The organism is Bacillus sp. SRB_8 (assembly GCF_003264205.1).
GTDB lineage: Bacteria > Bacillota > Bacilli > Bacillales > Bacillaceae_G > Bacillus_A > Bacillus_A mycoides.
The window spans coordinates 30747-55265 of record NZ_NADT01000019.1; the positions used below are offsets into that span (position 1 = coordinate 30747).

The window sequence follows — 24519 nt, forward strand, 5'->3', positions numbered from 1 at the left end:
ATTTTTAAAAGGACTTTATTATTTGCGTATTGTATAAAGAACAAGAGCACTCAGCTATTGAGTGCTCTAAAAACATTAATTTTGATTCAAAACATTCTCCTCAAAATATTTCCCCCAATCTGGGCGTCTTCCATCCATATCTGTAAATCCATACTCTCTTCCTAATTCCCATGAACTTAACGCTCGTCCCGTTTTTTCATGAACATTTGGATCACTTGCTAAAGCTGCTACTGCTCTTCCAACAAAGAAAGGAGTTTCTGATGCGATAAAATGAGGGTCTTGTTTAGCTCCTTCTCGCCAATTCTCCTCTGTTACACCAAATATATCTAACATCGCTTCTGAACGAAGGAATCCTGGACTAACTGCGACAGCTGTAATATTGTGTTGTTCTAAATCTTTCGCCATAGCTTCTGCTAAATGAATTGTTGAGACTTTTGCTAAACTATAGTACAAATTACCTCGATATTGATAATCGACTCCATCTGTAATTTCAATAACAAGTCCCATTTTATTTTTCACCATTAATGGTACACCGTAATGGCTTGTCATTATATGAGAATGAACAGCTCTTTGTTGCATAAGTAGTCCGTTATGTAGGTTGTGTTCCCAGAAAGGTTTCTCCCATTCTGTTAAAGGATCGCCGCCCCAAACATCGTTTACTAAAATATCAAGCTGTCCATTTTGTTCGTCTTGAATCTTTGTAAATAATGCTTTAATATCTTCTTCTACCGTATGATCAACACGAACTGCGATTCCTTTTCCGCCTTGCTTTGTAACAAGCTCTGCCGTTTCTTCAATCGTTTCAGTTCTTCCCATACAGGATAAATTCCCTTTTGTACTTCTTCCTGTTACATATACAGTTGCACCGGCTTCACCAAGCATCATCGCAATACCTCTTCCGGCGCCTCGTGTTGCTCCGGCCACAACTGCTATTTTACCTTGTAATGGTTTCATGTGATTCTCCTTACTCTTTATAATCAAGTATAATTATTTTCGGTACCCCGTTCTGATTTTAAGAAGGGGTTAAAATCATATTAATTAAATTTGATTAGCATTGCACCCTATGCCTCGTTGTGCAGCAGCGAAGTTCATGCTTTTTTGTTCGAAATCAGCACATCTAAATAGTGCTGATTGTACATAACGCCTAATATGTTTCCGAAGGGATCAACTACGGAAGCCGTGATGAATCCCACGCCGCGCTCTGTAGGTGCCTCATACTCTTTTGCTCCCATAGACAGTAGCTTATTGAAAGTTGCTGTTACATCATCAACATGCCAGTACACTATAGAGCCAGATGGACCAGTCACTGAATCAGCTGGCGCATAACGGCTATCGATTAAACCTAGCTCGTGTTGGTAGTCGCCAATGCGAAATTCGGCATATCCTGGACGTTCAAAGTATGGTTCACTTCCTAATAGGTCAGCGTACCATTTCTTTGCGGCTGCTAGATTATCTGTCCAAAAACTAACTGTGGTTAGCCCTCGTAATGTCTGTGTATTGCTCATAATCGATCTCCTCCATAAGGTTGAGTAATATTTCCACATACTAAAACGAAATAACACCTTCTGAATTACCTTTAATTCACATATAAATAACCCATTCTCTTATCCATATTCAAGAAAATGCCCTTTTAATGGCAGATCATGAACGTAACGATTTTTTTGTAATTAAACAATAATATTGTGAATCAATAAGAGCAATACATACAAACAAGGCTATTCTATTCAAAACACGCCCCCTCATAATTTTTATTCTTTTTTAAACTGAAAATCCACACGGTTCGTTCGTTTTATTTCCCCAATTACTTTGCCAATCCCTTCTTCAATCTTTTCTTCTTTTACATTAGATACATTTAACTTTAACAATCTCTCTTTATGAAAGTTACTTAAATAATTTTTATCAATAGAATCTATGCTTATTTGACTCTTGCTTAAATTTTTAATAAATGTGTCCGTGACTATATTTTTTTTCAACTGTAAACAAGTGTGTATTCCAATTGGATCTACTGTTCTAGAAGTAAACAAATGTGGATTTTCATTTTGAACACCTTCTACTACTGCCGCTAGTTTTTTTGACCTATTGTAGTAAGATGCTTTTATTTTATGTTTATGCCGATCAAACATTCCGCTCTTTATGTAAATTTCTAAAGCAGCTTGCGAAATCATAGGACTATCGATATCTAAAATCTTTTTATACTTATAAAAGGCATCTGCAATGGATTGCGGGATGACTGCAACACCGACTCGCAAACCAGGAAAGATGATCTTCGAATAACTTTTTAAATATATAACATGATTACAATTATCTTGGCTGTAAAACGGATCTACTTTTGAATCAGTTTCTAAATCTGCTAAATAGTCGTCTTCTACTATAAATACATTATATTTCTTCGCAAGTTTAATAATCTTTTCTCTCTCTTTTTTAGAATACGAAGTTCCAAGTGGATGATGAAATCTTGGAGTTGTATAAAAGAATTTAATTTTTTCTGTGCTGAATATCCGCTCTAGTTCATTTAAATCTATCCCCTCATGCGTACGCTTAATTCCGATTACAGGAATGTTATTTGTTTCTACATATTCAATATATAAATGGTAACTTGGCTGTTCAATTAGAATCATATTATGTTCATTCGGAAATGGTATTGAAGTTAATATAGCAAGTGCTTGCTGCACACCTGACGTTATAAATATATTATCTTCCTTCGTGAAAACTTGATAGTTTGCTAACTGTTTTTGCACAACCGAAATTAAAGATGGTAACCCTTTCGGTGTTCCGTATATAAACAAATCATTCTTATAGGTATCAATCGCTTTATTAATGCAATGCTGAAAATCTAAGTATGGAAAAACATCTGGATCTGGGGCCGAAGAAGCGAAATCAATAATCTCGTTACTTTCTACGTAACTTCCAGATTTCTTAACAACGTAGTATCCACTTTGAGGTACAGAATAAATAATATGACGCTTTTCCAATTCATGCAGCGCTCGTATTACAGTCGCCTTATTACATTCATATTGTGTAACAAGCGACCGTATAGACGGTAATTTCTTTCCTTCTTTTATCTCACCATTTTGAATCATACTTTCTAAGTCGTTCAAAACATGTAAATATTTATACATCATTACACCTCCTATTTTTTTGTACCGGTACAGTTTGTATTTGTTCACATTGTAGCACTAGATCAGAAGGATTACTATGTACTTATACTGGCCAGTAAGAAATCAACTACTATGAGGTGGAATTATGACAAATACAACAAAAGCATATATATCAGCATTACTCTATTCATTTATTATTGGGTTTTCATTTATGTTTGTGAAACTAGCACTAACCATTACGAGTCCTCTTGATACTCTGGCTCACCGTTTTACAGTTGCCTTCATAGCAGCAACCATTCCGGTTATTTTCGGTTTTGTAAAGTTAAATATATCATTTAAAAACATACTTACACTTTTACCACTCGCAATATTTTATCCAGCATTGTTCTTTGCTTTCCAAGCATTTGGCTTAGTATATACAAGTTCATCTGAAGCTGGAATTATACAAGCAGCGATCCCTATATTTACGATGATACTAGCTTCCTATTTTTTAAAAGAATATACGAATACATGGCAAAAAACATCAGTATGTATTTCTGTCATAGGTGTCATTTATATATTTGTTATGAATGGTATAGGGGCTCATGAAACGAGCTTTATCGGTGTTATTCTCATTTTATTATCGGCATTATCATCTGCTTGCTACAATGTATTAGCTCGAAAAATGACAAAGAAATTCAAGCTGATGGATTTAACATACACAATGACAGCAATCGGTTTTATTAGTTTTAATTTCATCGCAATCATTGACCATATGAACAAAGGTACAATAACTGTATACTTTAAGCCATTTACGAATGGAACATTCCTTATCTCCATTTTATATTTAGGATTACTATCTTCCTTACTGACAGCATTATTATTAAACTATTCATTATCTTATATTGAAGCAGCAAAAATAAGTGTTTTTAGCAACTTATCTACACTTATTACCATTATCGCAGGCGTTGTATTCTTACACGAGCAAATTGCCTACTATCATATTGTCGGTACACTTATGATTGTTCTTGGAGTAATAGGTACAAATTTTCTAGAAAAAAAAGGAATCATAGCGAAAAAGAAGAATACCTCCTTGAGTAAATAAAAAGTGAGGGGTAAATAATGCAGAACTCTAATACGATCGATATCCGTAATATACATGAGCTAGAGAACGAATTATCTACTTTATTAAGTAAACCCATTTCTTCAGGAGAAGATTTAGAAAATTGGCTGAAAATACAGTCGAAATTAATATGGGAAATCGAAGAACAATTGAGATCACACTATATTGACTTTCAATGTAATACAGATAACAAAGAAATAAAAGATACGTTTGAATATGATCAACAATATGTAAGGCCTCTTTTGAAACGTTATCAAAATTCCTTTGATAATAAATATTTAGAGTCACCATTTCGAATGCAACTTGATCCAAAAACTTATAGCTTACTAGATAAAAAAATAAAAAATGCGCAAACATTATTTTGTGAAAAGAACATTGATTTAGAAGTAAAAGAAGACAAATTAGTAACCGAGTACTTCGAAATTACAGGCAGTTTGACTGCACTATGGGATGGCGAAGAAAAAACAATTACTGAACTACAGTCTTACTTACAAAATCCGAATCGTGATATACGAAAAAAAGCAAAAACGCTCATTTATGAAAAATTTTTATCTGTTGAAAATAATTTACAACATATTTTAAATGAATTAATTGCAATCCGTCACCAAAAGGCAAAAAACATTCAATTAGATAATTATCGTGATTATATGTTTAAAAAACATGAACGTTTTGATTATACGGCTGATGATTGCTATGAACTTGCAGAATCCGTTCGTAAATACGTTGTGCCACTTATTGATAATATATTTAATGAGAAAAAAGCTGAACTTCAAGTAGATACACTTCGTCCGTGGGATCTAAAAGCAGCCGCACCAAATCAAAAAGTATTAAAACCCATTGAAGATGAGAGTGATTTAATCGAAAAAAGTTCTCATATTTTACAAAAACTAGATCCAGAATTTTCTGCATTATTGAGCCGTATGCATAAAAATGATTGCTTAGATTTAGAAAGTCGTAAAGGAAAAGCACCTGGAGGATTTTGCGAACACTTACCTGCTTCTCAATTATCTTTTATTTTTATGAATCTCAATCATACACATTATGATGTTACTACTTTCCTCCATGAAATGGGCCATAGTATTCATAATGAATGTATGAAGCAGCTAAAGCTACAAAAATATTTAGAAATCCCTTCAGAATCAGCTGAGCTAGCCAGCATGACAATGGAATTGTTTTCGATGGAGTATTGGGATACATTTTATGAGAATACAGAAGAATTTATAAAAGCAAAATTAGATTTCTTTAAAGATATTGTTAAGTATTTACCACAAATGCTTATCGTTGATCAATTCCAACATTGGATGTATGAAAATCCAAATCATACTGCTAAAGAAAGAAATGAAAAATATTTAGAATTACATAACACTTACCAATCGAATGTGGTAAATATTGAAGGTTATGAAAACTGGATAGCAACTGGCTGGTTACCTGTACTACACATATTCGAAATACCATTCTATTATATCGAATATGCAATCGCGCAACTTGGTGCATTGCAAATGTATAAACAATATAAAGAGAATCCTAAACAAGCACTACAAAATTACAAAAAAGCATTATCTCTAGGTAGCTCTGAATCCTTACCAGAGGTATATGAAGCAGCTGGAATTCGTTTTGATTTTTCTAGTGAGACAATAAAAGAATTAATGGCATTTGTAGAAGAGGAATTAAATTTACTTGAACAAATATAAGTAAAAAAGATGCACCTATACTTTTAGGTGCATCTTTTTTACTGTATTCTCTTCTAATTAGTTTCAATTTTCATCTCGCTTTATTAATAAGCTCTATATATTGTAGGTCCCCATATCCTATTGTTGGAAAAAGATTAAACAACCTTTTTAGTAACTCTTGTGTTGGTAAATCTTTATTTTTGGAGATATACTTTACTACTACATTATTTTCTTTTAGCATCTCTAAATATAAATCTATCGCCTGATACATTACAGGTAGTATCTCATGAGATGGCTTTTTATGATTTACTAGAACTTCATTATAAACAGAAAAATAGTTCCCTAATTCAAGTTCAATTTGACTTACTTTAAATTCATCCTCTCTGAAGCTATTTAAGTATACTTTTCCCTTATAATCAGACTGTTCAAGGTAAGAAAGTACGGTAAGTAGATTCATTTGGCAAAACATATCCTCACCAAACCATAAAACGATACATTTATACTCTTTTTTAAAAAGATTCTCTAAAGGATGAATAACCTTTTTCATATAATTTTCTACAGTACCTTGATGTCCTTCTGCCCTTGTTTTAATAAACTCATCATCAAAAATCTGTGCAGTAGTCGCATTTACACACATAGCTTCATTAAATGGAGCGTAATCAGACTCCCCCATTAGTCTTTCACTTTTAAATTCTTCATACATAAATTGACCATTTAATATGTTTAGTACATCTTTATCAAACAGCTCACTCTTCGCATTTCGTAACTGATTAACTTCAACTTTTCTAGAAAAATTCATTCTATCCCACTCCTTGCCATCATTGATTGAGAGTTTAATAAATGATTGAACCGGTATTTTGTTAAGTTGGAATTTTCCTGGGGTTATACCAAAAACAGTTTTAAATGCTCTACTATAAGCCTCTTGCGAAGAGTAATCGTAATCAAATGCGATATCAATTATCTTTCTATCATTCGTCAAATCTTCCGTTGATAAATACAATCTTCTAAGAAGAATATATCGTCTAATACTTATCCCTGTTACTTGATGAAATTTAAACGAACAGAAGTAAGGAGAATACCCCATATAATCAGATAATTTATCTAATGAAAACTCCTTTTTTAAATTGCCCTCAATCCATTCAATCATTAGCTGTATATGTTCATTCATTTATCTCCCTCCTCACTAAATATTATAAGAAGTATCCACTTCTTTCTTTTGATATTTCTTGTGGTTTATAACATTAACCACCCTCTAGAACCTTTAAATATCATATGTAATTACTCATTTCATATTTTTTCAGCTATCTTATTTTGTCATACATTTACTTAACTTTCCAATAAAGTGAAACTTTAATCAGTGGGGATTTTGTTCCTCCCCACTGATTATTATCCCATACTAATCGGACTTTTACGGGATAAATCTTTTTTAAAGGATTCTACCAAATAAAACACGAAATTTGTAAGTTAAGGAACTAGTAGTTTTGTGAGTGGAAAATTTATGTTTGGAAAGAAAGTTAAAATGAATAATATAGAAAAAGAGATACTTAAACTAATTAATAAACTATATCCATTGGATTTTATTGAAATGAAACCAATAACAAATGAAATGTATCAATGTCTCACAGCACAAGGTACTTACTTCGTTAGAATTACAAACTATAAAACATATGAAGAGCAATTAGAAGAAGTTACATATACGAACTTTTTATATCCAAAGGGCTTAGGAGTCCCTCCCATAATACCTTCTTCAAAGGGGAATTTAGTAGAGAAAATAACATTAGACAAAGAAGTTTTTGCTGTATTATATAAAGCTGCTCCTGGTATACATTTACCAAGAAACGACTGGAATTCTAATGTATTTAAAAAGCTTGGTCAACAAATTGGAAAATTACATCGTATATCTAAAAACTTTGAAAGAATTCAACCGGTAAATCATATAAACGACTGGTATGAAAATGAAGAGTATAATTTTCTTAACTATATCCCTAAAGAAGAAACTACTATAAGAGAAATTGCATCTGACGTTTTAGCTTCTATAAAGGAACTGCCAAAGAATCCTTCAAATTATGGCTTAATACACGGAGATTTATGGTTAGAAAACATATTAGTCGAAAATAATTCAAATTTAACAATGATTGATTTTCAAGACTGTGAGAAACATTTTTATATATTTGATTTAGCAGTCCCAATTTATAGTGCGATAGAGTATTCATTCGTTGGGAATGGTAACATAGTTGACTATGAGAGTTCTATTACAAAAGCAATAGTTGAAGGATACAAAGAGGAAAATGATTTACCTAAAGAGATGCTAGACCAGCTACCATTGTTTACTAAATTAAAAGAGATATTCGAATATAGCTTAATGCATATGTATTGGGATAAAGAAGAATTAACTGAGGAAGAAGTACGGATAATGAATCTTTATAGAATGAAGATAGAAAATAAGTATACCTATATCAATATTTAAAAATGCTGTTGTTTAACTAAAGTTTTCTTGTAGTTAAACAACAGCATTTATTAATTAGCTACTAGATAACCTTTGTTTCATTACTTATAAATACTGATTCAATAATCTTTTCAAATACACTTCATTTTGCGGAGATATTTCCTCAGAAAATCTAGCTGCAATAATAATAGGAGCCCATTGAAAGATCTCATCTCTTGTTAGATCAGTATTACTGCAATATATATGTAAATACATTTCAGCTAATTCCACTGAATTCTGTGAATACAATAAGTATGTCCGAAACACATCTGCACGAATATCACCTGAACTAGCATCAACCCAATCTATAATATTCACATCACCATTACTCATAATTAAATTAAACGGATGAAAATCACCATGACATACTCTAGGTTCAAATGTGATTGAATCTAACTTTTTTAATATATTTCCCTTTTGTTTTTCATCCAGATCATGTACGGAGTTAATTTGACGATAAAGCCTTTCTTCCATCGGTTCTATTTCATCCGAGCTCACAGATATAGCATGAATTTTTTGTTGTACACTAACACATATACTTATGTAATGCTCCGCTTTACTCAAATTATTAAGCAAAAGCTCACCAACACTTTCCCCTTCTACATATTCCATAATAATAGCTTGTCTACCTTGTATCTCTGTAACTTCAAATACTTTAGGAACGTGTAAACCACATGAATATGCATACTTTTGTTTTCGTGCTTCGTATAGAGATTCTGTATTAGGGAGGTATTCTTTAAACAATTTCACAACTTTATTATCACAAAGATAAATTTCAGCCGTATTTCCTTTGGCTATCGGATTTCCTAGATTCAATTCATTTCTCTCCTTACAGTAAATTAGAATAACGCCTTATAGTCCTCTATAAATTCAGTGTAATTATACTGAAACCCTTCTTCATGAAAATGAAAAAAACTTACCCCTCCCTATAATTATATAGAAAGTGGTAAGTTTAATTTTCTAGGAATATCGGAATGAAACTCCGGTGTATGCAAAACAGAAAATGAATACCCTTGTTGAATAAACAATACTTCAGTATGTTTACTTTCAAATGGAACACCATTTTTCTTAAAGTTATTTTGGATTTGTTGTAAAAACGCATGATCCGGTGTTCCGAATGAAACATGTACTTTCGGTGGTAAAGCTTTCATCGCGATTGGAATCCACGGTCGCTGCCACCAGGTTGCAACGATATATGCAGTGCCACCTATAACAAAGTTGAAAATATCCCCATCTTCCTTCGTTTTCATGTCTAGATTTGATTTCAACCATTCCGTAAATACAGGTACACTTTTAACCGGAAGACCAATTTCCCTTACGTATAAAATGTTTAACGGTGAATGCGGGACTAATACCTCTTCTTTAATATAACTATGTGCGATAATTTCGAGAAGATTTCCATCACCATCTTTAAAGTATAAATTGAATAGACCGCTCTCCTCACCAATTGTATGACCATCTTTCCATTTCACAATGAGTAATCCAGACTCTTTAAGCCATTTTGCCGTTTCATGAAATTTTGAATATGGGATCTCAAAAGCGAAATGCGCAGGTGCAATTGGTTCATATACTTCTTGAAAACTAATTGTTGTATACGGTGTTACTTCAAATTGAATATATGATGCGGTTTCTTTTTTTATTGGAAAAGATAATATGTCTTTATAAACTTGTTTTACCCCTTCTATAGAAACCGTTTGTAGTTTTATATCTGATATATGTGTAATCACTTTACATTCCCCCTTGTTTCTTATTATCTATTCTTATTGTATTACACTTATAAATAGATAAAATCAAACCGAAGGGTGGATTTTTTATATAAAAACTACAACTTTAGTATGAATATGTTAGCTCCAATTACTTTTTATTTCCTCTATAACAACTTCTGGTTTATCCCAGTGTAACAAATGTGTAGTATCAGAGATTAATTTTACTTTCGCGCCAGTTTTTAACTTGAAAATTCTCACTGTTTTATCTCTATATTCATCCCATATTTGTGGAACTGTAGCTCGAAGCAATATAATATTAGATGGTAACTTCTCGTAAATATCTATCGTTTCATCTTTATGCATACCTCTTATTATATTACCAGCTGTTGTACCTCTCGCATGCCAACATACTTTATTATCCATTTCAATCCCTAGGTCTTTTACAGCAACTTCTACTAATGGAGACCACCTAGTATATGCTTCTTTTTCACTTTTGAAAAATCCACCCCAATTATTAAAAATATATTCTTCAAAATCCTTTTCGTAATACGCGATTTCCTCTTCAAGCGTTTCTTCTTGAAGCCTTTTTGTTTGATATCCACCATCAATAAGAATACTTCCTAGTACTTTTTCTGGATTATTTAATAAATAAAATAGTGCTACAAAACTTCCCCACGAATGTGATAAAAAATAGAAATGTTCAATTCTCAGTTCATTTATTATTTCATTTAACCAGTTTGCTAAATTCAGCATCTCATAATCTTCCGTTCTTTCAAAGGGCGGTGTTTTACCATGCCCAGGTGCATCAATGGAGATAAATCTATACTCTTCCTTTAATTCCTCTGCAATTTCTATAAAACTTAAACTCGTACTACCTAACCCATGTAAACAAAAGATAACGGGCTTTTCATTATTTCCCCACTCAGTAATATGCGCGTTTATTTTTTCGTTGTTAATATAGTAACGTTTCAAAATAATTATCCCCTATATTTCAATTTTTAGATTACCACTTTACCTATTTCTATGATTTTTAAGTTTCCCCTGCATTCTTTTCCACAAAAAAAGCTGATTTTCTTTTAAAGAAAATCAGCTTTTACGTTAAAATACACTATGATTTAACAGCAATAATCATAAACCTTTTTGAATTCGTACGAATACCTTTTTCGGAACTATTAGCGTCAATGAACTTTTGTAAAATATTAAAGTCCTCTTCTTTTTCTCCAAATCTAGGAATAATAGGCGTATGTTTTAATAAGAAAATAAGATCCTCAGGAGTACTGTAATAATCAGTAACATCATATTCACGTACTTGTACGAGTTCAAATCCTGCACTAATAAGTTCACCCATATAATTATCTTTTAACGTACCATCTCTTTCACCTAAACATTGCCCTCTACCAAATGCTTCTTTAAGATTTAATTTATCATGTTCGCTAACTTGTTGTGTTAAGAAAAAAGCACCTTTTTTCATTACTTTTGCCAATTCAGGTGCTACAAACGGCACATGACAACTTGAAGTAATATCAAAATGAGCATGCGGAAACGTTAAAAATTCCGAATCCGTTTGAAGAAATTCAACATTTTGTACACCTGCTTTATTCAAATTGGAATGTGCTGTTTTGATCATTCCATTAGAATTATCTATTCCAATCAGTAATGCAGCTGAAGATGCTATTTTTAATATATTCTCTCCTCCACCTGTGCCAACATCAAGTAGAATATCTGATGGTTTACATCTTTCTTGCACTTCTCCATAAAAGTCCCAAGTGTCACCTACAGTTTCACACTTTAGCTTACTAAAGTCCCACCCATTTAATCGTCCCACTTTATCATAAAAACTTTTATACTCTAATTCATTCATTTTATTATTTCCCCTTTGTAAAAATGCATTAACTGTTTAGATGATTCTCGAAATAGACTCATAGTTGATATTATCGTGAAAGGGCCTACGTCTTCTTTTATATCTGCTACGCATTTTTTCAGCCCCGAACAACTAGTTACTTCGAACGATACAGCATTTCATCTATATCACTTCATCCAGAAAACTTTATATACAATAACCTATAACACTATTTAATTATATATTATAAAATACAAATTATTAAAACGATATGTTTCGACACATCCTATTTAGTTTACATAATAATATTATAGTTTATTTTTATCGATATATTCTAAATGTCCTCTTCCCCAACCACACATACTATCCAAAACAATACTGACTGTTTTTCCATGCTCAGTTAAGCTATATTCCACTTTAGGTGGTATTTCTTGATAAATTTCGCGTTTTATTAGTTGATCGTGCTCTAATTCACGAAGCTGCTTCGCTAATGTTCCTTGAGAAATGCCTGGTATTAATCGCTTTAATTCACCAAACCGTTTCGTTCCATCTGTTAATAATATAAATAAAATGAGTGGCTTCCATTTCCCACCGATTATTTGTAATGTCGCTATTACCCCTTTTAATTTCGGTTCCTCTAAATTCACTTTCCTCACCACTCTCCTCAAATCATAAATTATAATGAGTAATTTTTTATATTATGTATCCATATAACAAGCGATTAGTACGAAATTTGCGACTATGTACATATAAAGTGCGTACTTTTCACTTGCAATCTTTTAGCGAATAATAAAAGTATAGCAGTTTTATTTTAAAGTTTTTATTAAAGGAGGGGCTAAAATATGTCTATTACTACATTAAAAGATACTCGTATCGTTATCATTGGTGGAAGCTCTGGTATTGGATTAGTAACAGCAAAACAAGCAATCGAACAAGGCGCACATGTTATTATTGCAGGACGCTCGGAAGAAAAATTAAAAATTTCTCGAGAATTAATAAATAACAACCATCTTCAAACTTATGTATTGGATAATCAAAATAAAGAGCAATTACAAGATTTTTTCAAGACAGTTGGGAATTTTGATCATTTATTCACACCGGGAGCCTCTTACACACTTGGACCAATAACCGCTACAGAGGAAATTGCTGAAAGCAGCTTTATCGGAAAGTTTTGGCCACAATATTACGCCGTAAAATATGCGATTCCTTTTCTCTCAAAATCTGGATCTATCGTGTTAATGTCGGTGCATTTAGTCAAAGACCACTTAAAGGTGCACCTGCTTATGGCGCTTGTAATGGTGCTATTGAAAGCTTAGGGAAAGCTTTAGCTGTTGAATTAGCTCCTATTAGAGTTAATGTTGTTTCTCCTGGAACGATACGAAGAGAGAATGAACAAAATGAGAAAAGACTAGCTGCTTATGAAGATTATAAATCTCTTTCTCTTGTACAGAGACCTGGGTATAATGATGAAATTGCACATACTGTCCTGTATTTAATGCAAAATGGTTTTACTACAGGTAATGTATTATTTCCTGATGGAGGATACACATATCATTAATTTATAACAATTCAATGCCTCCTTAGATTAACTAGTATTAAGGAGGCTATTATTGTTAATCAACGAGTCCTTTGTGCTAAATATTTTCAGATGGAAATAAAGTAAAAAAGGCATATACGATACCTTTTTTACTTTATTGTTTATTTGTTTATCTGATAACAAACCTCTGTAACCCACTTATTAGGATCTGATTCCATCGCTGGACTAACATGATAAATATTAAACATCGGTCCGGCTAACTCATAACCTTCCGTTTCAATCCATTTTGCTGCCGCCTCATTTACAGCTGTCATTTGTTCATAACTTCCGTTAACTGTTATTGAAGCTACATAGGATGGATCTATCTTTTTGAAATTAACATCTTTTGTATTTTCATGCTCCCCTAAAATATTTATCTGTATTTCTACATCCACATCATTTTCCTTATATTCTTGATCATGGAATGTAGCAATACTATAACTCGGATTAGCTATACTAATATTTTTAACATTAATTTCTTGCATCAATATACTCCATAAATCCCCTTCGCAATTATACGATGGAATAACCTTTCTAACACTTGCTACATTTCTTTCTGGAATTTCTTTTAATGAAACATGATAGTTCATTTCAATAACATCCTCTCTCATCGTTTTCATTGAGTCTTCGAGGAGACGTAATTGTTTTTTGAGATCGTCCATTTCTTCCTTTACTTGAGCACTACGATTTTCAAATTGTGACTTTATTACTTCAATATTTTCACTCTCTACTAATTCTTTAATAGTGGCAATATTAAATCCCATATCTTTTAACACTTGAATTTGATTTACTTTCTTTAATTGGGCTGCTGAATAATATCGATAACCACTTTGCTCATCGACTTTTACTGGTTGTAATAATTCCACTTTATCGTAATGTCTCAACATACGTATGCTAATGGAAGAAAGTTTTGAAAAATCTCCTATTTTGAACATTAGTTCCTCCTATTTATTACAATTATTCGAAGCTCAACTTAAGCTTAAACAATGACATTGTGTGAGAGTCAACTATTTATAACAGTTTAAACGATTATTTAATGTATTATATTTATATAATTAAAAGCTCTTACGACTTATTTACCAATTCACTTTTTAACGCAATATATATTGATATTAATCCATTTACATTCAATAAAGTAACTATAATACTAATGAGCAACGCTACATCTGCAGAAAACATTTTAATCGTCTGCCACGGTGAATTTGTACCATAAATAAGAAGTGGAATTAAAGTAATAGATAATATTAGAAATAAACTCCCTAGAAAAAGCCAGGTCATTTTTTTACAAATTTCCTTACGTTTATACTTTATTATTAACATAATTGCTGTAATAAAAAGTGCGAATATTAATATTGACATAACAATTTGAACTATTGGTATATTTTTTGGTATATCAACCGGTTCTTCACCATTCAAAATATTAATAATCCCTTTTTTAAATTCTGGTAGTGATGCTTCTTCTAAAACATGATTTTTATTCGTTAAAATCACAACACCCCAGCCAGTTTCATTTAAAATAAATATTTCTGCATGTGAATCAGGAGTTGAGCCTGAATGCCAAACCATCTTTTCGTTTCCATTTATATTTGTTGTCCTCAGTCCAAAACCATAATATTTCGCTGAATCTATTTTATATAATGGAGATAAATAAAGATCCATACTATCTTTATTTAAAAATTGTGTATGCTCTTGGTGATTCAAAAACTTAATGAATTGAATCATATCTTCTAGATTTGCTGTAATATATCCATATGGTGTCCCACCATTATCATACGACACCGTACTTTTTCTTGGTATTCCAAACCATGATTGATAACCTGTTAAATAACCCTTTTTATAAGATCACTATTTGCTGCTGCACCATTCATTCTTAATGGCTGAAAAATTTGCTTCTCCATATAAGTAGAGTATGTCTCTTTTGAAACTTCCTCAATAAGTGCACCAAGAACGAGATAATTTGCATTACTATATTGATATTTTTGTCCTGGGGGAGCAGTTAATGTTACATTCGACAGTTTCATTACATTTTCTTTTATAGCCGTAGTAGTCTTTGATTGCTTATCTGATAATGCTAAACCTTCATAGGTACTCATTCCACTTGAATGTGTTAGTAGATGTTGGATTGTTATATTTGAGGCCGATTGATTATCTTTTACTTTAAACCAAGGAAGATGTTGTTGAACTGAATCCTCTAATTTTATTTTTTTATCTTCTATTAACTTGACTATAGCTAAAGCTGTTAAAGATTTACTTATTGAGCCAATCGCAAATGGGGTTTTACTAGTTACCTTTTTTTCAGACTCCCCAGTAATCCCCCATGTTTTTGTAAAGAATACATCTTTATGATGTACAATTGCAACGGAAGCTCCAGGAATGTTCTGTTCCTTTATAAATTTTTCAATATACTTATCTAATGTAACTGTAATATTTTGCTGAGCATAAACTTTTGGATGTACGATACATAATATTAATACATTACAAAGAATACAAATTTGAAATAGTTTATAGATAGTTTTCTTCATTATACTTTAGATAGCTTTCTTTTTTTATAACTTACTAGGCTAATAAATACTAATATAGAGAGCGTAAAACTAAACATTATTAATACATAGTTCCACCATTGATTCTCTGCTATACGATATAAAAGATTATAATTAAATGTATTTTTGCTATTAGTTCCGTTAAATGATTCAGTTAAAAATAGTGAAAGTGTAGTTTGTGAGATGAGGTAAGTAATAACTGCGATGAATATGCCACCTAAGATAAATGTGCTCGAATTTCCCTTTTCATTTTGAAGTTGCCTCATTTTAACTTGTAGGTCAATTTCATTTATTTCTAAAAAATCTTGAACAAATAATTGAGGCGTACCTAGATCATTTATACTATCCTCCCCATTTTCACGACATTCTTGAATATGCTCTAATATTTGTTGCTTAATATTTTCCCTTTCTTCTAAGCTGATATCGTATTGCTTTAATTCCTTAAGTACGTCAGTTAAAAATTGATTTTCTTTACCGTTTAATTCATTCCTCATTTCAGAAGGTCTCCTTTCAAACCACTTTTTAATAATGTTTGAATATCAGATTGTAATTCTAACCACTCATTAATTTTCTTCTCAAGACGTATTTTCCCGTTTTCATTAATTTCATAATAGATTCTAACTTTACCACTGTCTGTTACTTCTTGATAAGTATTTACCCACTCTTGATTTTTTAACTTAGTTAAAATAGGGTAAATACTTCCTACTCCTTTCAATTTTAAATTGTGTACTTCAAGTTCTTTCATAATTTCATAACCATAACTTTTCTTTTTCGACAAAATAGATAACACACACATTTCTAAATGACCTTTAATTAAACTTGTTTTGTCCATAGGATAAATTTAACAGAAATATATACTTCATTCAAGTATATATTTCTGTTAAATTTAAAAATTCTAATAATTATACAATCACTAAAAAAGTAGCATATTCCTTTTGTTATTATCCAAATAACCTAAATTATTATCCAAAAAAACATTTTTATACGTCAATAATTATATAATAAATGATCATAATTAACGATTTAAAACTAACTCTCACAGATAAATGAGCTAAATGTATTTACATCTTAGAAAGACTAACAAAACTTAAACATAAATGCCAACCTGTAATACCTTTCAGTTTAAAATTTAAGAATAATTTATATTGGTATTACAAATAGATTTTTCTTGCTCTATTATCTATCCACCTTAACACGTTTAAAGAAACTCTTCTTCAACATAAAAACTCATTTGCAGATTATTGCAAATGAGTTTTTAATCCCTAACTGACCACTATTTTTTATTCTTCTTAATTTAATTATTTTTCTCAAGACATTCATAAACTGCCATCATTTCTCGCTTATTCAACTCACGAATTCGATTAAATATTAGAATGTCTGGAACATCCTCAGTTCGTAAGCTTTCATCCACAACATCACTAACTTTTCCAGTTAACCATGTTTGTACATCTATGCCATCAACAATTTCTTTAAGCCCTTCATCATTAATACCACTTGCATTACAAGTTATACATGGAATTGTTAATTTAAACACGCCATCATGTAGATTATCCTCGGTTATAACTTTTTTTCCGTTACAGAATGGACATGGGTTGCTTTTTTTAATTTTATTAATTTGGGTAACTAATTTTTTATAACCAAATGCTTCATACACATATGTTAATTTTTTATATTTTCCATTTGTGAAATACTTATCTATGATAGTTTCTCTTGTTTCATTGATATTTTGGAAATCACAAATAGTCATCTTATTATTATTGCTGATTGATTCGATATTACCTTTAATTTGGCTCCAGAATGGTAAAACATTTTGTAACACCATTTCATAGTTTGAAAAGCTTGCTTGTTCTAATTCAAACATTTTCAGTGCAACTTGTGTTTTCCTAGGCAGTAAAGAGACATCTTCTGTCATAATCATATTGTCACCTACGATAGATTTCAATTTGATGAGTACAGGTAAATCTCCTACAATTTTTATTATTTCATTAAGCGGCTGATTGATAATTTCACGAATATCTGTATCTCCAAATTTAAGCGATTTTTGGTGATTTAATACAGTTGCCTCACAAATTGGACATGTCATCATTTCTTTAGAAGTCTTAATATCTTCTTTAATAGCTGCTTTTGAAATAACAATATATCCGCCAATAATTGTATTAAATCCTACCCATGTTCTACGTGTCTTTCCTTTCTTATCATAAAAGGACTTATCAAAATAGCCGTACCAAAATGTATGTTTTTCTTCCTCAGACATATCATTATAGCTCTTTGACAAATCATGACCAAGCTCATTTTTAATTTCTTCAAATAGAAATTCTATTTTTTCATATTGATAAAATTTTAATACTTTCATGATTTCCGGATCGAATAGACCATCCCAAAATGGAACATTTTTATCTTGAATTGTAATTTCTTTATCAAAAACTTCAATTTGAAGACGTCCCGAACATGATGGGCAATGATTATCCTGAGAATAGAAATCGAAGCTTCTCGTATCTTTATTAGTCGGATGAGCAGCTACAATATGATTGATCAATCCACCAATTTCATATAAGAAACTATATTGACTATACAAATGTCTTTCGAGATCAATAGCAACTACAGGTGCAATTGTATCAGATTCGTATTCACCGTAAATTAAACGAGCCATTGATGATAAGCTTTTTAATATACCACCCTTATAGATGTTTTCTGCATTTTTAAAATAATCAATATGATTTTCTTCTAAGTAATTAATTCCATTTTGTTGATTCAGTGTTGAAGAAATATGTATTTGCTCAGCATTATTCACACTGCTTTTTTGACGATAATAATCATCATGACTTACTACATCAAGATGCTCTATAGATTCAAGCTGTCTTTTTCCAAAATCGACAATATAATCAGAACTTTCTAGCATGTAACTGTTATGCTCAATCATTATGATAGAGACTGATTCATCTTGTAATATCCCTCTAACACTATCTATAAATTGATTTAAAATATTTTGCGATAAACCTTTTGAAGGCTCATCAAAAATAAACAATGTATGTGGATTTCTTGTTTTTGCAAATAACTCAGAAACTAAATGAACACATTGAAACTCACCCGTTGATAATGTTTGTGTTTTTCGTTCTAATGTTAAATAGCCCAGTCCTAATTTGATTAGTAGGCTCAAGCGTTTATACGCAATATCTTCGTTTGGAATTTCATCAATAATATCCTCAATTGAGCGCTCAAAAATATCATCAATTTCTTCACTATACTTTGTCAGTTTCTTTTTAATATCTAAGAAAGTTGCTACAGTTGATCGACTTGTAATCGATTGGTTTCGATCTTGCCCTACCATAACTAGTTTATCTTTTGGATATCGTTTCAAGAAATCTGTAGCTAAACACTCATTGACAAGTGTAGATTTCCCGCATCCAGACTCTCCTGTAACAGTTACAAGTCTATTTTTAGGAATCTGAAACTCAGTCATTTGGATATTTCGGCAATATAATTCATGGAATGTATAATATTCTGTTGGCATTTTGTAATTTCGTTCCGATAGTATTGGCTTTGGCCTTGGTGATTCTTTTACGATTTTCCCACCATATTTTCCACTACCAGGTCCGAAGAACATTTGCTCATCCGTTGTATCCAGTACTGTATCTGAATGATCAATGAGCCAAATTTGATTTTTGTACCCTAATCTTTCGATCTCTTCTAATATTTGTAATAATGTTTCGTGATCAAGCCCCACGGAAATCTCATCAATAATAATTACAGCATTTTCACTTACTGCCATGAATTCAGCTAAGTAAAGTCGTGTTAATTCTCCACCTGACAACGTACCCATAATTCGATTTAATGTTAAATAACCAATGTTCATATTGATAATATTTTGCAGTATATGTTGTTTTGCTTCACTAACATTTAATTCTTCTGCTAGTGAAAGAATAGATTCAACACTTAAATCGTTAATATCCGAAATTGTATGTGATTCAGCAAATAACTCAATAGTACGTTGTTCAACTTCTTCACTATAACGTTTCCCCTTACATTTTTTACACTCAATATTTTTAGTAGTACCACGCCCTTTACAGCCAGCACACCAACCTAATTGATTATTAAATGAAAAGACTTCAGGAGAAAGATTAAATTCTTCCGCTAATTTTTCACGAATCTCTTTAAAAACACCTGTATGAGTACCAATCGTCGAACGCGGATTGGAAGAAATTGATGATTTCCCTAAAAAAAGTACTAAAGGCATTTCTTCCATTTTAATTGCACTAAAATTAGTTTCCATAATATTAGGAAATAAATATTGATATTCAGCCTTTGGCAATAAGGAAACTAGACGCTTCTTTGATTCTTCACCAATTGTTTGACAAAGAGTTGTTTTTCCAGATCCAGATAAACCAGCAATACCAAGTGATTTATTAAACGGAATAACAGTATCAAGTTTATTTATGTTATTAGCAATTAATTGATTTACTTTCATATTAACCTCTATTCTTATTTTTCCACAAAATCATTTTTACAATATGATAATTACATAATGAATATTACCTATTATACAATTATCCTCTCACTTCTTGAATCTCATCCTTGTATTTTTCGAACCATTGTTGCCATTCGTTTTTAGAAAATTCCTTCTCTTCCTCTTCTAAAACTGAAGAAAAAAGGTCAAGACAAATATGCCAACCAGCTATATCTTTTGGTGTATAATCAGTTAATTCATGAATGTATTCTTTAAGTAGTAAAAGAGAACCATTTTCCTCTTTATGTATTTCAAATCGGACACGATCTTTATCCCATGTGAATTCAAGTACTGAATTTAATTGGCACTCTAAAATATCAATATTTAAAAATGAACCATCCATCATGTCGAACTTTATAATTCCACCTGTTTTAAGGTTTTCAATCTGTAAATTAGACATCCATTTTTTAAGCTTGCTGTTTTCAGTTAAAACAGACCAAACTTCCTCTATTGTATTGGGAAATTGGCGTTCAAATTTTATAATATAGCCATCAGTTTGTTTCTCTATTTGAGCTAACATATTTATTTCCTCCTACTCTTGTACAGAATGTATGTTCCTGTTTTATTTTACACGAATTTATGTATAAAAGAAATCTCTATGGCAATGAAATATTAATTTAATGTGTGAATGGTATCTTGAACATTAATTGATTTATTATATATTCTCTCCATGTGTTTATTACAATAGGCGTACCTCAACATTTCCACAAAAAAATTCAACATGAGAAAACGTTGATTTATTTATTTTATATAATATTTCCATTAAATATTTAAAAGCAATTTCCTTTAAGATAAATGGTGTTAATAAGAGCTAATATAGTATTCAAATCAAGTTATGTAATGTTCAAAATCACATATTATGTATGTTTGCTTCCATGTTAAACTTAGGATTACAGCACAAATAAAAAAGCCGCATTTGCGACTCATGAAATTATAGTACTAGCACCTGCTTTAGTTGAATGACTTAACGTTTAATTGCATCAACAATTAGCGATGGAAAACCAAATTTATCGCCTCTATTTCTAGAATCATACTTTTTCGAACGGAAAATAACACCATCGTTTGCATCCCATTCATTGTAATAAAATTGACCATTTTCATCACAATATTCAAGTAAAACTACCTCAAATCCAGCAGTTTCAAACATTTTCTTTAATGTTTTATAATTATGAACAATTTTATGACTTGCTGCTGGGTGGTCTTTCGGACCAGGCCCGCCTATTTGAACTATATTTTGATATGCTTCATCTCGGAAAAACGCATCAGGAACACCGCACCGAATATGCCCTGCTGGCTTTAAAAATTTATAACAAATTTCAGCTGCTTTTACACCTTCTTCAAACGTAAGGTGTTCCCATACATGCTCTGCTAAAATAGCTGAAATAGAATTATATTCAAATCGCTCTTCCCAAGTAGTTTTATCTAGTAAGTTAAGTTCATCTTCTCTAGTTTGAACCCAACCTGGATTATTATTAAATACTCCAGCTCCGACTACTACTTTAATTTCGTCTTGCTTAATTGCCATCACTTTCACCTCATAAAGCTTTTAATGTATTAATATATTCTATGTTTATTATATTTTTCCCTTCTTCAACTAAAGTGCCAGTTAGTTCAATAAGATAGATAACAAAACTTCTGTTGTTTTTACTTATCCTCCCACATACAGCAAAAACGTTTATAGTACAAAATAAAAAGCGAAAAGAATAATTCCCTCCGCTTTTTATAGCAATAAATACATTTCATATTGTGCTAAAGAATTCTTTTCAAATCCAGATTTCTTTAAAAACCCTTCCAGTAAATTGTTGTTTGGAAACCCAATTGATAAACTTGATAACTTTAATTCTTCACTTGCTACCTGTAATAATTTCGTCCCAACACCAATATTTCTATAATCTTTGTCTATGAAAATAAAACTAATTTTCCCTTGTTCATTTACACATACAGAACCTTTTATATCACTATCAACATATGCACCGTAAAATGTATGATTTGTTTTTTCGATATAATCAATATCATTTTGCCAATTTATATGGAAGCTTAGCCATTTCTGAATTTCAACTTTAAATGTTGGAAATTCTAATTGTTTTACTTCAATATTTTTATTACCTTTATTCATTATTTTAGTTAAATCATTTAAATTATAATAAGAAAGATCATATACTTTTTCATAACCTAATTTGTTATAAAAATGAATCGCCCGATCGTTTCCTACAATAACTTCAAGAAAAAGCTGCTTACATTTATTTTGTGTCGCTTCTTCTTTATGTAACTCAAATAAATTTTGACTTACACCAATGCCTCGAAACTCTGGATGAACAGCTAATGTTCCGCAGCGCATTGTTTTTATACTTTCATATACCTTAATACCACCAAGTATTACACCAACACATTTATCACCGTCTAAAGCAAGAAAGGAGTGTTCTAGCGAATTCCCTTCTGGCCCAAAAAATCTTTTTATAAAATCTTCTTTTGAAACTTCCAGTTTAATGATGTAATCTGAAAATCCATCCTTAAAAGCTTTATACACTAAATCTATACTTACTTCACTACATCTTTTGTATTGAATCATATAAGTATAATCCCCCGCTTTGACTTGTTATAAACTGCATTCAAATACATGAAATGAATTACCTTCACCATATCCATCTTTTATTTCATGAACAACAATTTGACTAAACCCATTAGTAATAAGTATATTTTCAAATTCTTTTAAATCATATAGTCTTATAGGAAAATCCATAATCTCAGTTTCTTTTATTTTCTCATCATGAATGATTTCATATTTCAGTATAATATTTAGAAGTTTTTGCGCCTTATCATATGAAACTTTTCTATACTCAACAATTAATTCATTGTTAATTTCTTTTCTATTTGTCTCTATCCAATCTAAAATTTGTTCTGTCTCACTTCCACCTTGTACAATTGTCAGAAGTAATTTGCCATTTTCCTTTAAGTTGTTTTTCATATTTTGAAGACTATTGTCTACTAAATTATTTGGTAAAAGTGAAAATGAACCGATAGGAATCATAATAAGATCGTATTTTTTATCACTATGATATTCTTCTATTCTTCCTTGTGACACAACCGGTTTTAAGTTTAATTTTTCTGCTTTATCTTTACAAACTTTAAGCATATCTTTCGAAATATCGAACCCTTCTATATTCACACCATTTTGCATAAAGGGAATTAACATTCTACCATTTCCGCACATTGGTTCTAACACATGTATATTTTTATCTTTTACAAAAGAAAGATAAAAATCCAATTCTTTTCCGGCTGCAATTGATTTATCACTTTCATATATCTTTGTACAAAGTTCTCCATAATACGTATGCAATTGTAATTCACCTCTTAATTTGAAATGAGCGGACACTTTCCTATATATCTTTCACTATTAATTTGTTTTATTACAAACGGTGCAATATCCCCATTTTGAATTTTGATTCCTGGCATATCTACTAAACTCTCTTTAATATCACCAATCCCATTTCCCTCTATAACAAACGGTAATCTAACAATTGTCCAATCTATTTCACTACTTTGTATAATTTGCAATTCTTTATATTTATCCTGCATCATCTTTGGAAGAAATAATCGAAACAAATTAGCCCCTATTTTATTTGCAATTCCCTTCTGATCTCCTTTTACATTTAAGGAGCCTCCAGAAATAAGAATATAGCGCTTCATTTCATATTCCTTCATTACTTTTAAAATATGCTTCGTAACTGTACTAAAAATATAAGGTTCATTTTTCGGCTGACCCACCGCATTAATCACAGCTTTACACCCTTGAAGTAATTCCTGTATGACTGAAAAATCGCGGGCATCCCCACTGATAGTCTCTATATTTTCATTAGTTATCGTCATATTTTTAGAATTTCTCGTTAATATTCGTACTTGATAGCCCTTTTCTAACGCTTGATTTACGAGGAATTTTCCGACTTTTCCATTCGCACCAAGAATCGCTATTTTATTTGTAGCTTTCATCACTATATTCC

Annotated in this window: 21 protein-coding genes and 2 pseudogenes; 4 read left to right on the plus strand and 19 right to left on the minus strand. The window is 31.3% G+C overall.

Annotation, left to right across the window (positions count from 1 at the left end):
• Positions 1-75: 75 nt before the first annotated feature.
• From B5P40_RS15680 to B5P40_RS15690, 3 genes are all read right to left on the minus strand, one after another.
• Positions 76-954, minus strand: a complete 879-nt coding sequence (locus B5P40_RS15680; RefSeq protein ID WP_002168316.1) for an SDR family oxidoreductase — start codon at positions 952-954, stop codon at positions 76-78.
• Between the two features lie 134 nt (positions 955-1088).
• Entirely contained in the window at positions 1089-1505 is a 417-nt protein-coding gene (locus B5P40_RS15685; RefSeq protein WP_002127537.1) for a VOC family protein, read from the minus strand.
• A 243-nt stretch (positions 1506-1748) separates the two neighbouring features.
• On the minus strand, positions 1749-3119 hold the full coding sequence (locus B5P40_RS15690; protein WP_002127535.1) for an aminotransferase-like domain-containing protein: 1371 nt from the start codon (positions 3117-3119) through the stop codon (positions 1749-1751).
• A gap of 124 nt (positions 3120-3243) precedes the next feature.
• Between B5P40_RS15690 and B5P40_RS15695 the strand changes: the two genes are divergently transcribed.
• The gene (locus tag B5P40_RS15695; RefSeq protein ID WP_113709412.1) at positions 3244-4182 is read left to right on the plus strand and encodes a DMT family transporter; all 939 of its coding nucleotides are present in this window, start codon (positions 3244-3246) and stop codon (positions 4180-4182) included.
• Positions 4183-4199: 17 nt separating this feature from the next.
• Positions 4200-5891, plus strand: a complete 1692-nt coding sequence (locus B5P40_RS15700; protein ID WP_113709413.1) for a M3 family oligoendopeptidase — start codon at positions 4200-4202, stop codon at positions 5889-5891.
• A 70-nt stretch (positions 5892-5961) separates the two neighbouring features.
• On the opposite strand, the gene B5P40_RS15705 is transcribed toward B5P40_RS15700, so the two are convergent.
• On the minus strand, positions 5962-7038 hold the full coding sequence (locus tag B5P40_RS15705; RefSeq protein WP_113709414.1) for a helix-turn-helix domain-containing protein: 1077 nt from the start codon (positions 7036-7038) through the stop codon (positions 5962-5964).
• 330 nt (positions 7039-7368) lie between these two features.
• On the opposite strand from B5P40_RS15705, the gene B5P40_RS15710 reads away from it, so the two are divergent.
• Entirely contained in the window at positions 7369-8337 is a 969-nt protein-coding gene (locus B5P40_RS15710) for a phosphotransferase enzyme family protein (RefSeq protein ID WP_113709415.1), read from the plus strand.
• Positions 8338-8421: 84 nt separating this feature from the next.
• Here B5P40_RS15710 and B5P40_RS15715 read toward each other — a convergent pair whose 3' ends face one another.
• The 5 genes from B5P40_RS15715 to B5P40_RS15735 form a co-directional block, all read right to left on the minus strand.
• Positions 8422-9171: an aminoglycoside phosphotransferase family protein gene (locus B5P40_RS15715; protein ID WP_113709416.1), complete on the minus strand. Its 750-nt coding sequence runs from the start codon at positions 9169-9171 to the stop codon at positions 8422-8424.
• A 116-nt stretch (positions 9172-9287) separates the two neighbouring features.
• On the minus strand, positions 9288-10082 hold the full coding sequence (locus B5P40_RS15720; RefSeq protein ID WP_113709417.1) for a VOC family protein: 795 nt from the start codon (positions 10080-10082) through the stop codon (positions 9288-9290).
• Between the two features lie 117 nt (positions 10083-10199).
• Positions 10200-11033 (minus strand): alpha/beta hydrolase, encoded by an 834-nt coding sequence (locus B5P40_RS15725; RefSeq protein ID WP_113709418.1) that lies wholly within the window; start codon positions 11031-11033, stop codon positions 10200-10202.
• Between the two features lie 136 nt (positions 11034-11169).
• Positions 11170-11922 carry a class I SAM-dependent methyltransferase gene (locus tag B5P40_RS15730; RefSeq protein ID WP_113709419.1) on the minus strand — a complete coding sequence of 251 codons (753 nt, stop codon included), beginning with the start codon at positions 11920-11922 and terminating at the stop codon, positions 11170-11172.
• Between the two features lie 287 nt (positions 11923-12209).
• Entirely contained in the window at positions 12210-12557 is a 348-nt protein-coding gene (locus B5P40_RS15735; protein WP_002085409.1) for a winged helix-turn-helix transcriptional regulator, read from the minus strand.
• A gap of 186 nt (positions 12558-12743) precedes the next feature.
• On the opposite strand from B5P40_RS15735, the pseudogene B5P40_RS15740 reads away from it, so the two are divergent.
• Positions 12744-13459: pseudogene (locus B5P40_RS15740) on the plus strand (SDR family oxidoreductase).
• 140 nt (positions 13460-13599) lie between these two features.
• On the opposite strand, the gene B5P40_RS15745 reads toward B5P40_RS15740, so the two are convergent.
• From B5P40_RS15745 to B5P40_RS15790, 10 genes and pseudogenes are all read right to left on the minus strand, one after another.
• Complete coding sequence (locus B5P40_RS15745; protein WP_113709420.1) at positions 13600-14412, minus strand: MerR family transcriptional regulator; 813 nt, start codon at positions 14410-14412, stop codon at positions 13600-13602.
• A 130-nt stretch (positions 14413-14542) separates the two neighbouring features.
• Positions 14543-15999, minus strand: a pseudogene (locus B5P40_RS15750) (serine hydrolase domain-containing protein).
• Positions 15999-16511 carry a DUF1129 domain-containing protein gene (locus tag B5P40_RS15755; RefSeq protein WP_002168325.1) on the minus strand — a complete coding sequence of 171 codons (513 nt, stop codon included), beginning with the start codon at positions 16509-16511 and terminating at the stop codon, positions 15999-16001. The pseudogene B5P40_RS15750 and the gene B5P40_RS15755 overlap by 1 nt, the downstream one beginning before the upstream one ends.
• Positions 16508-16849 carry a PadR family transcriptional regulator gene (locus B5P40_RS15760; protein ID WP_002032268.1) on the minus strand — a complete coding sequence of 114 codons (342 nt, stop codon included), beginning with the start codon at positions 16847-16849 and terminating at the stop codon, positions 16508-16510. Before B5P40_RS15760 ends, B5P40_RS15755 begins: the two co-directional genes overlap by 4 nt.
• Before the next feature lie 462 nt (positions 16850-17311).
• Positions 17312-20482, minus strand: coding sequence for an ATP-binding cassette domain-containing protein (locus B5P40_RS15765; protein ID WP_113709421.1), 3171 nt, complete (start codon positions 20480-20482; stop codon positions 17312-17314).
• A 79-nt stretch (positions 20483-20561) separates the two neighbouring features.
• Positions 20562-21041, minus strand: a complete 480-nt coding sequence (locus B5P40_RS15770; protein WP_113709422.1) for an SRPBCC family protein — start codon at positions 21039-21041, stop codon at positions 20562-20564.
• Positions 21042-21485: 444 nt separating this feature from the next.
• Positions 21486-22046 carry a class I SAM-dependent methyltransferase gene (locus B5P40_RS15775; protein ID WP_113709423.1) on the minus strand — a complete coding sequence of 187 codons (561 nt, stop codon included), beginning with the start codon at positions 22044-22046 and terminating at the stop codon, positions 21486-21488.
• 195 nt (positions 22047-22241) lie between these two features.
• Positions 22242-23090: a GNAT family N-acetyltransferase gene (locus tag B5P40_RS15780; RefSeq protein ID WP_113709424.1), complete on the minus strand. Its 849-nt coding sequence runs from the start codon at positions 23088-23090 to the stop codon at positions 22242-22244.
• Between the two features lie 27 nt (positions 23091-23117).
• A complete protein-coding gene (locus B5P40_RS15785; RefSeq protein ID WP_061690203.1) occupies positions 23118-23858 on the minus strand; it encodes a class I SAM-dependent methyltransferase in 741 nt (246 codons plus the stop codon).
• Between the two features lie 14 nt (positions 23859-23872).
• Positions 23873-24508: an SDR family oxidoreductase gene (locus tag B5P40_RS15790; RefSeq protein WP_113709425.1), complete on the minus strand. Its 636-nt coding sequence runs from the start codon at positions 24506-24508 to the stop codon at positions 23873-23875.
• Between the last annotated feature and the right edge of the window lie 11 nt (positions 24509-24519).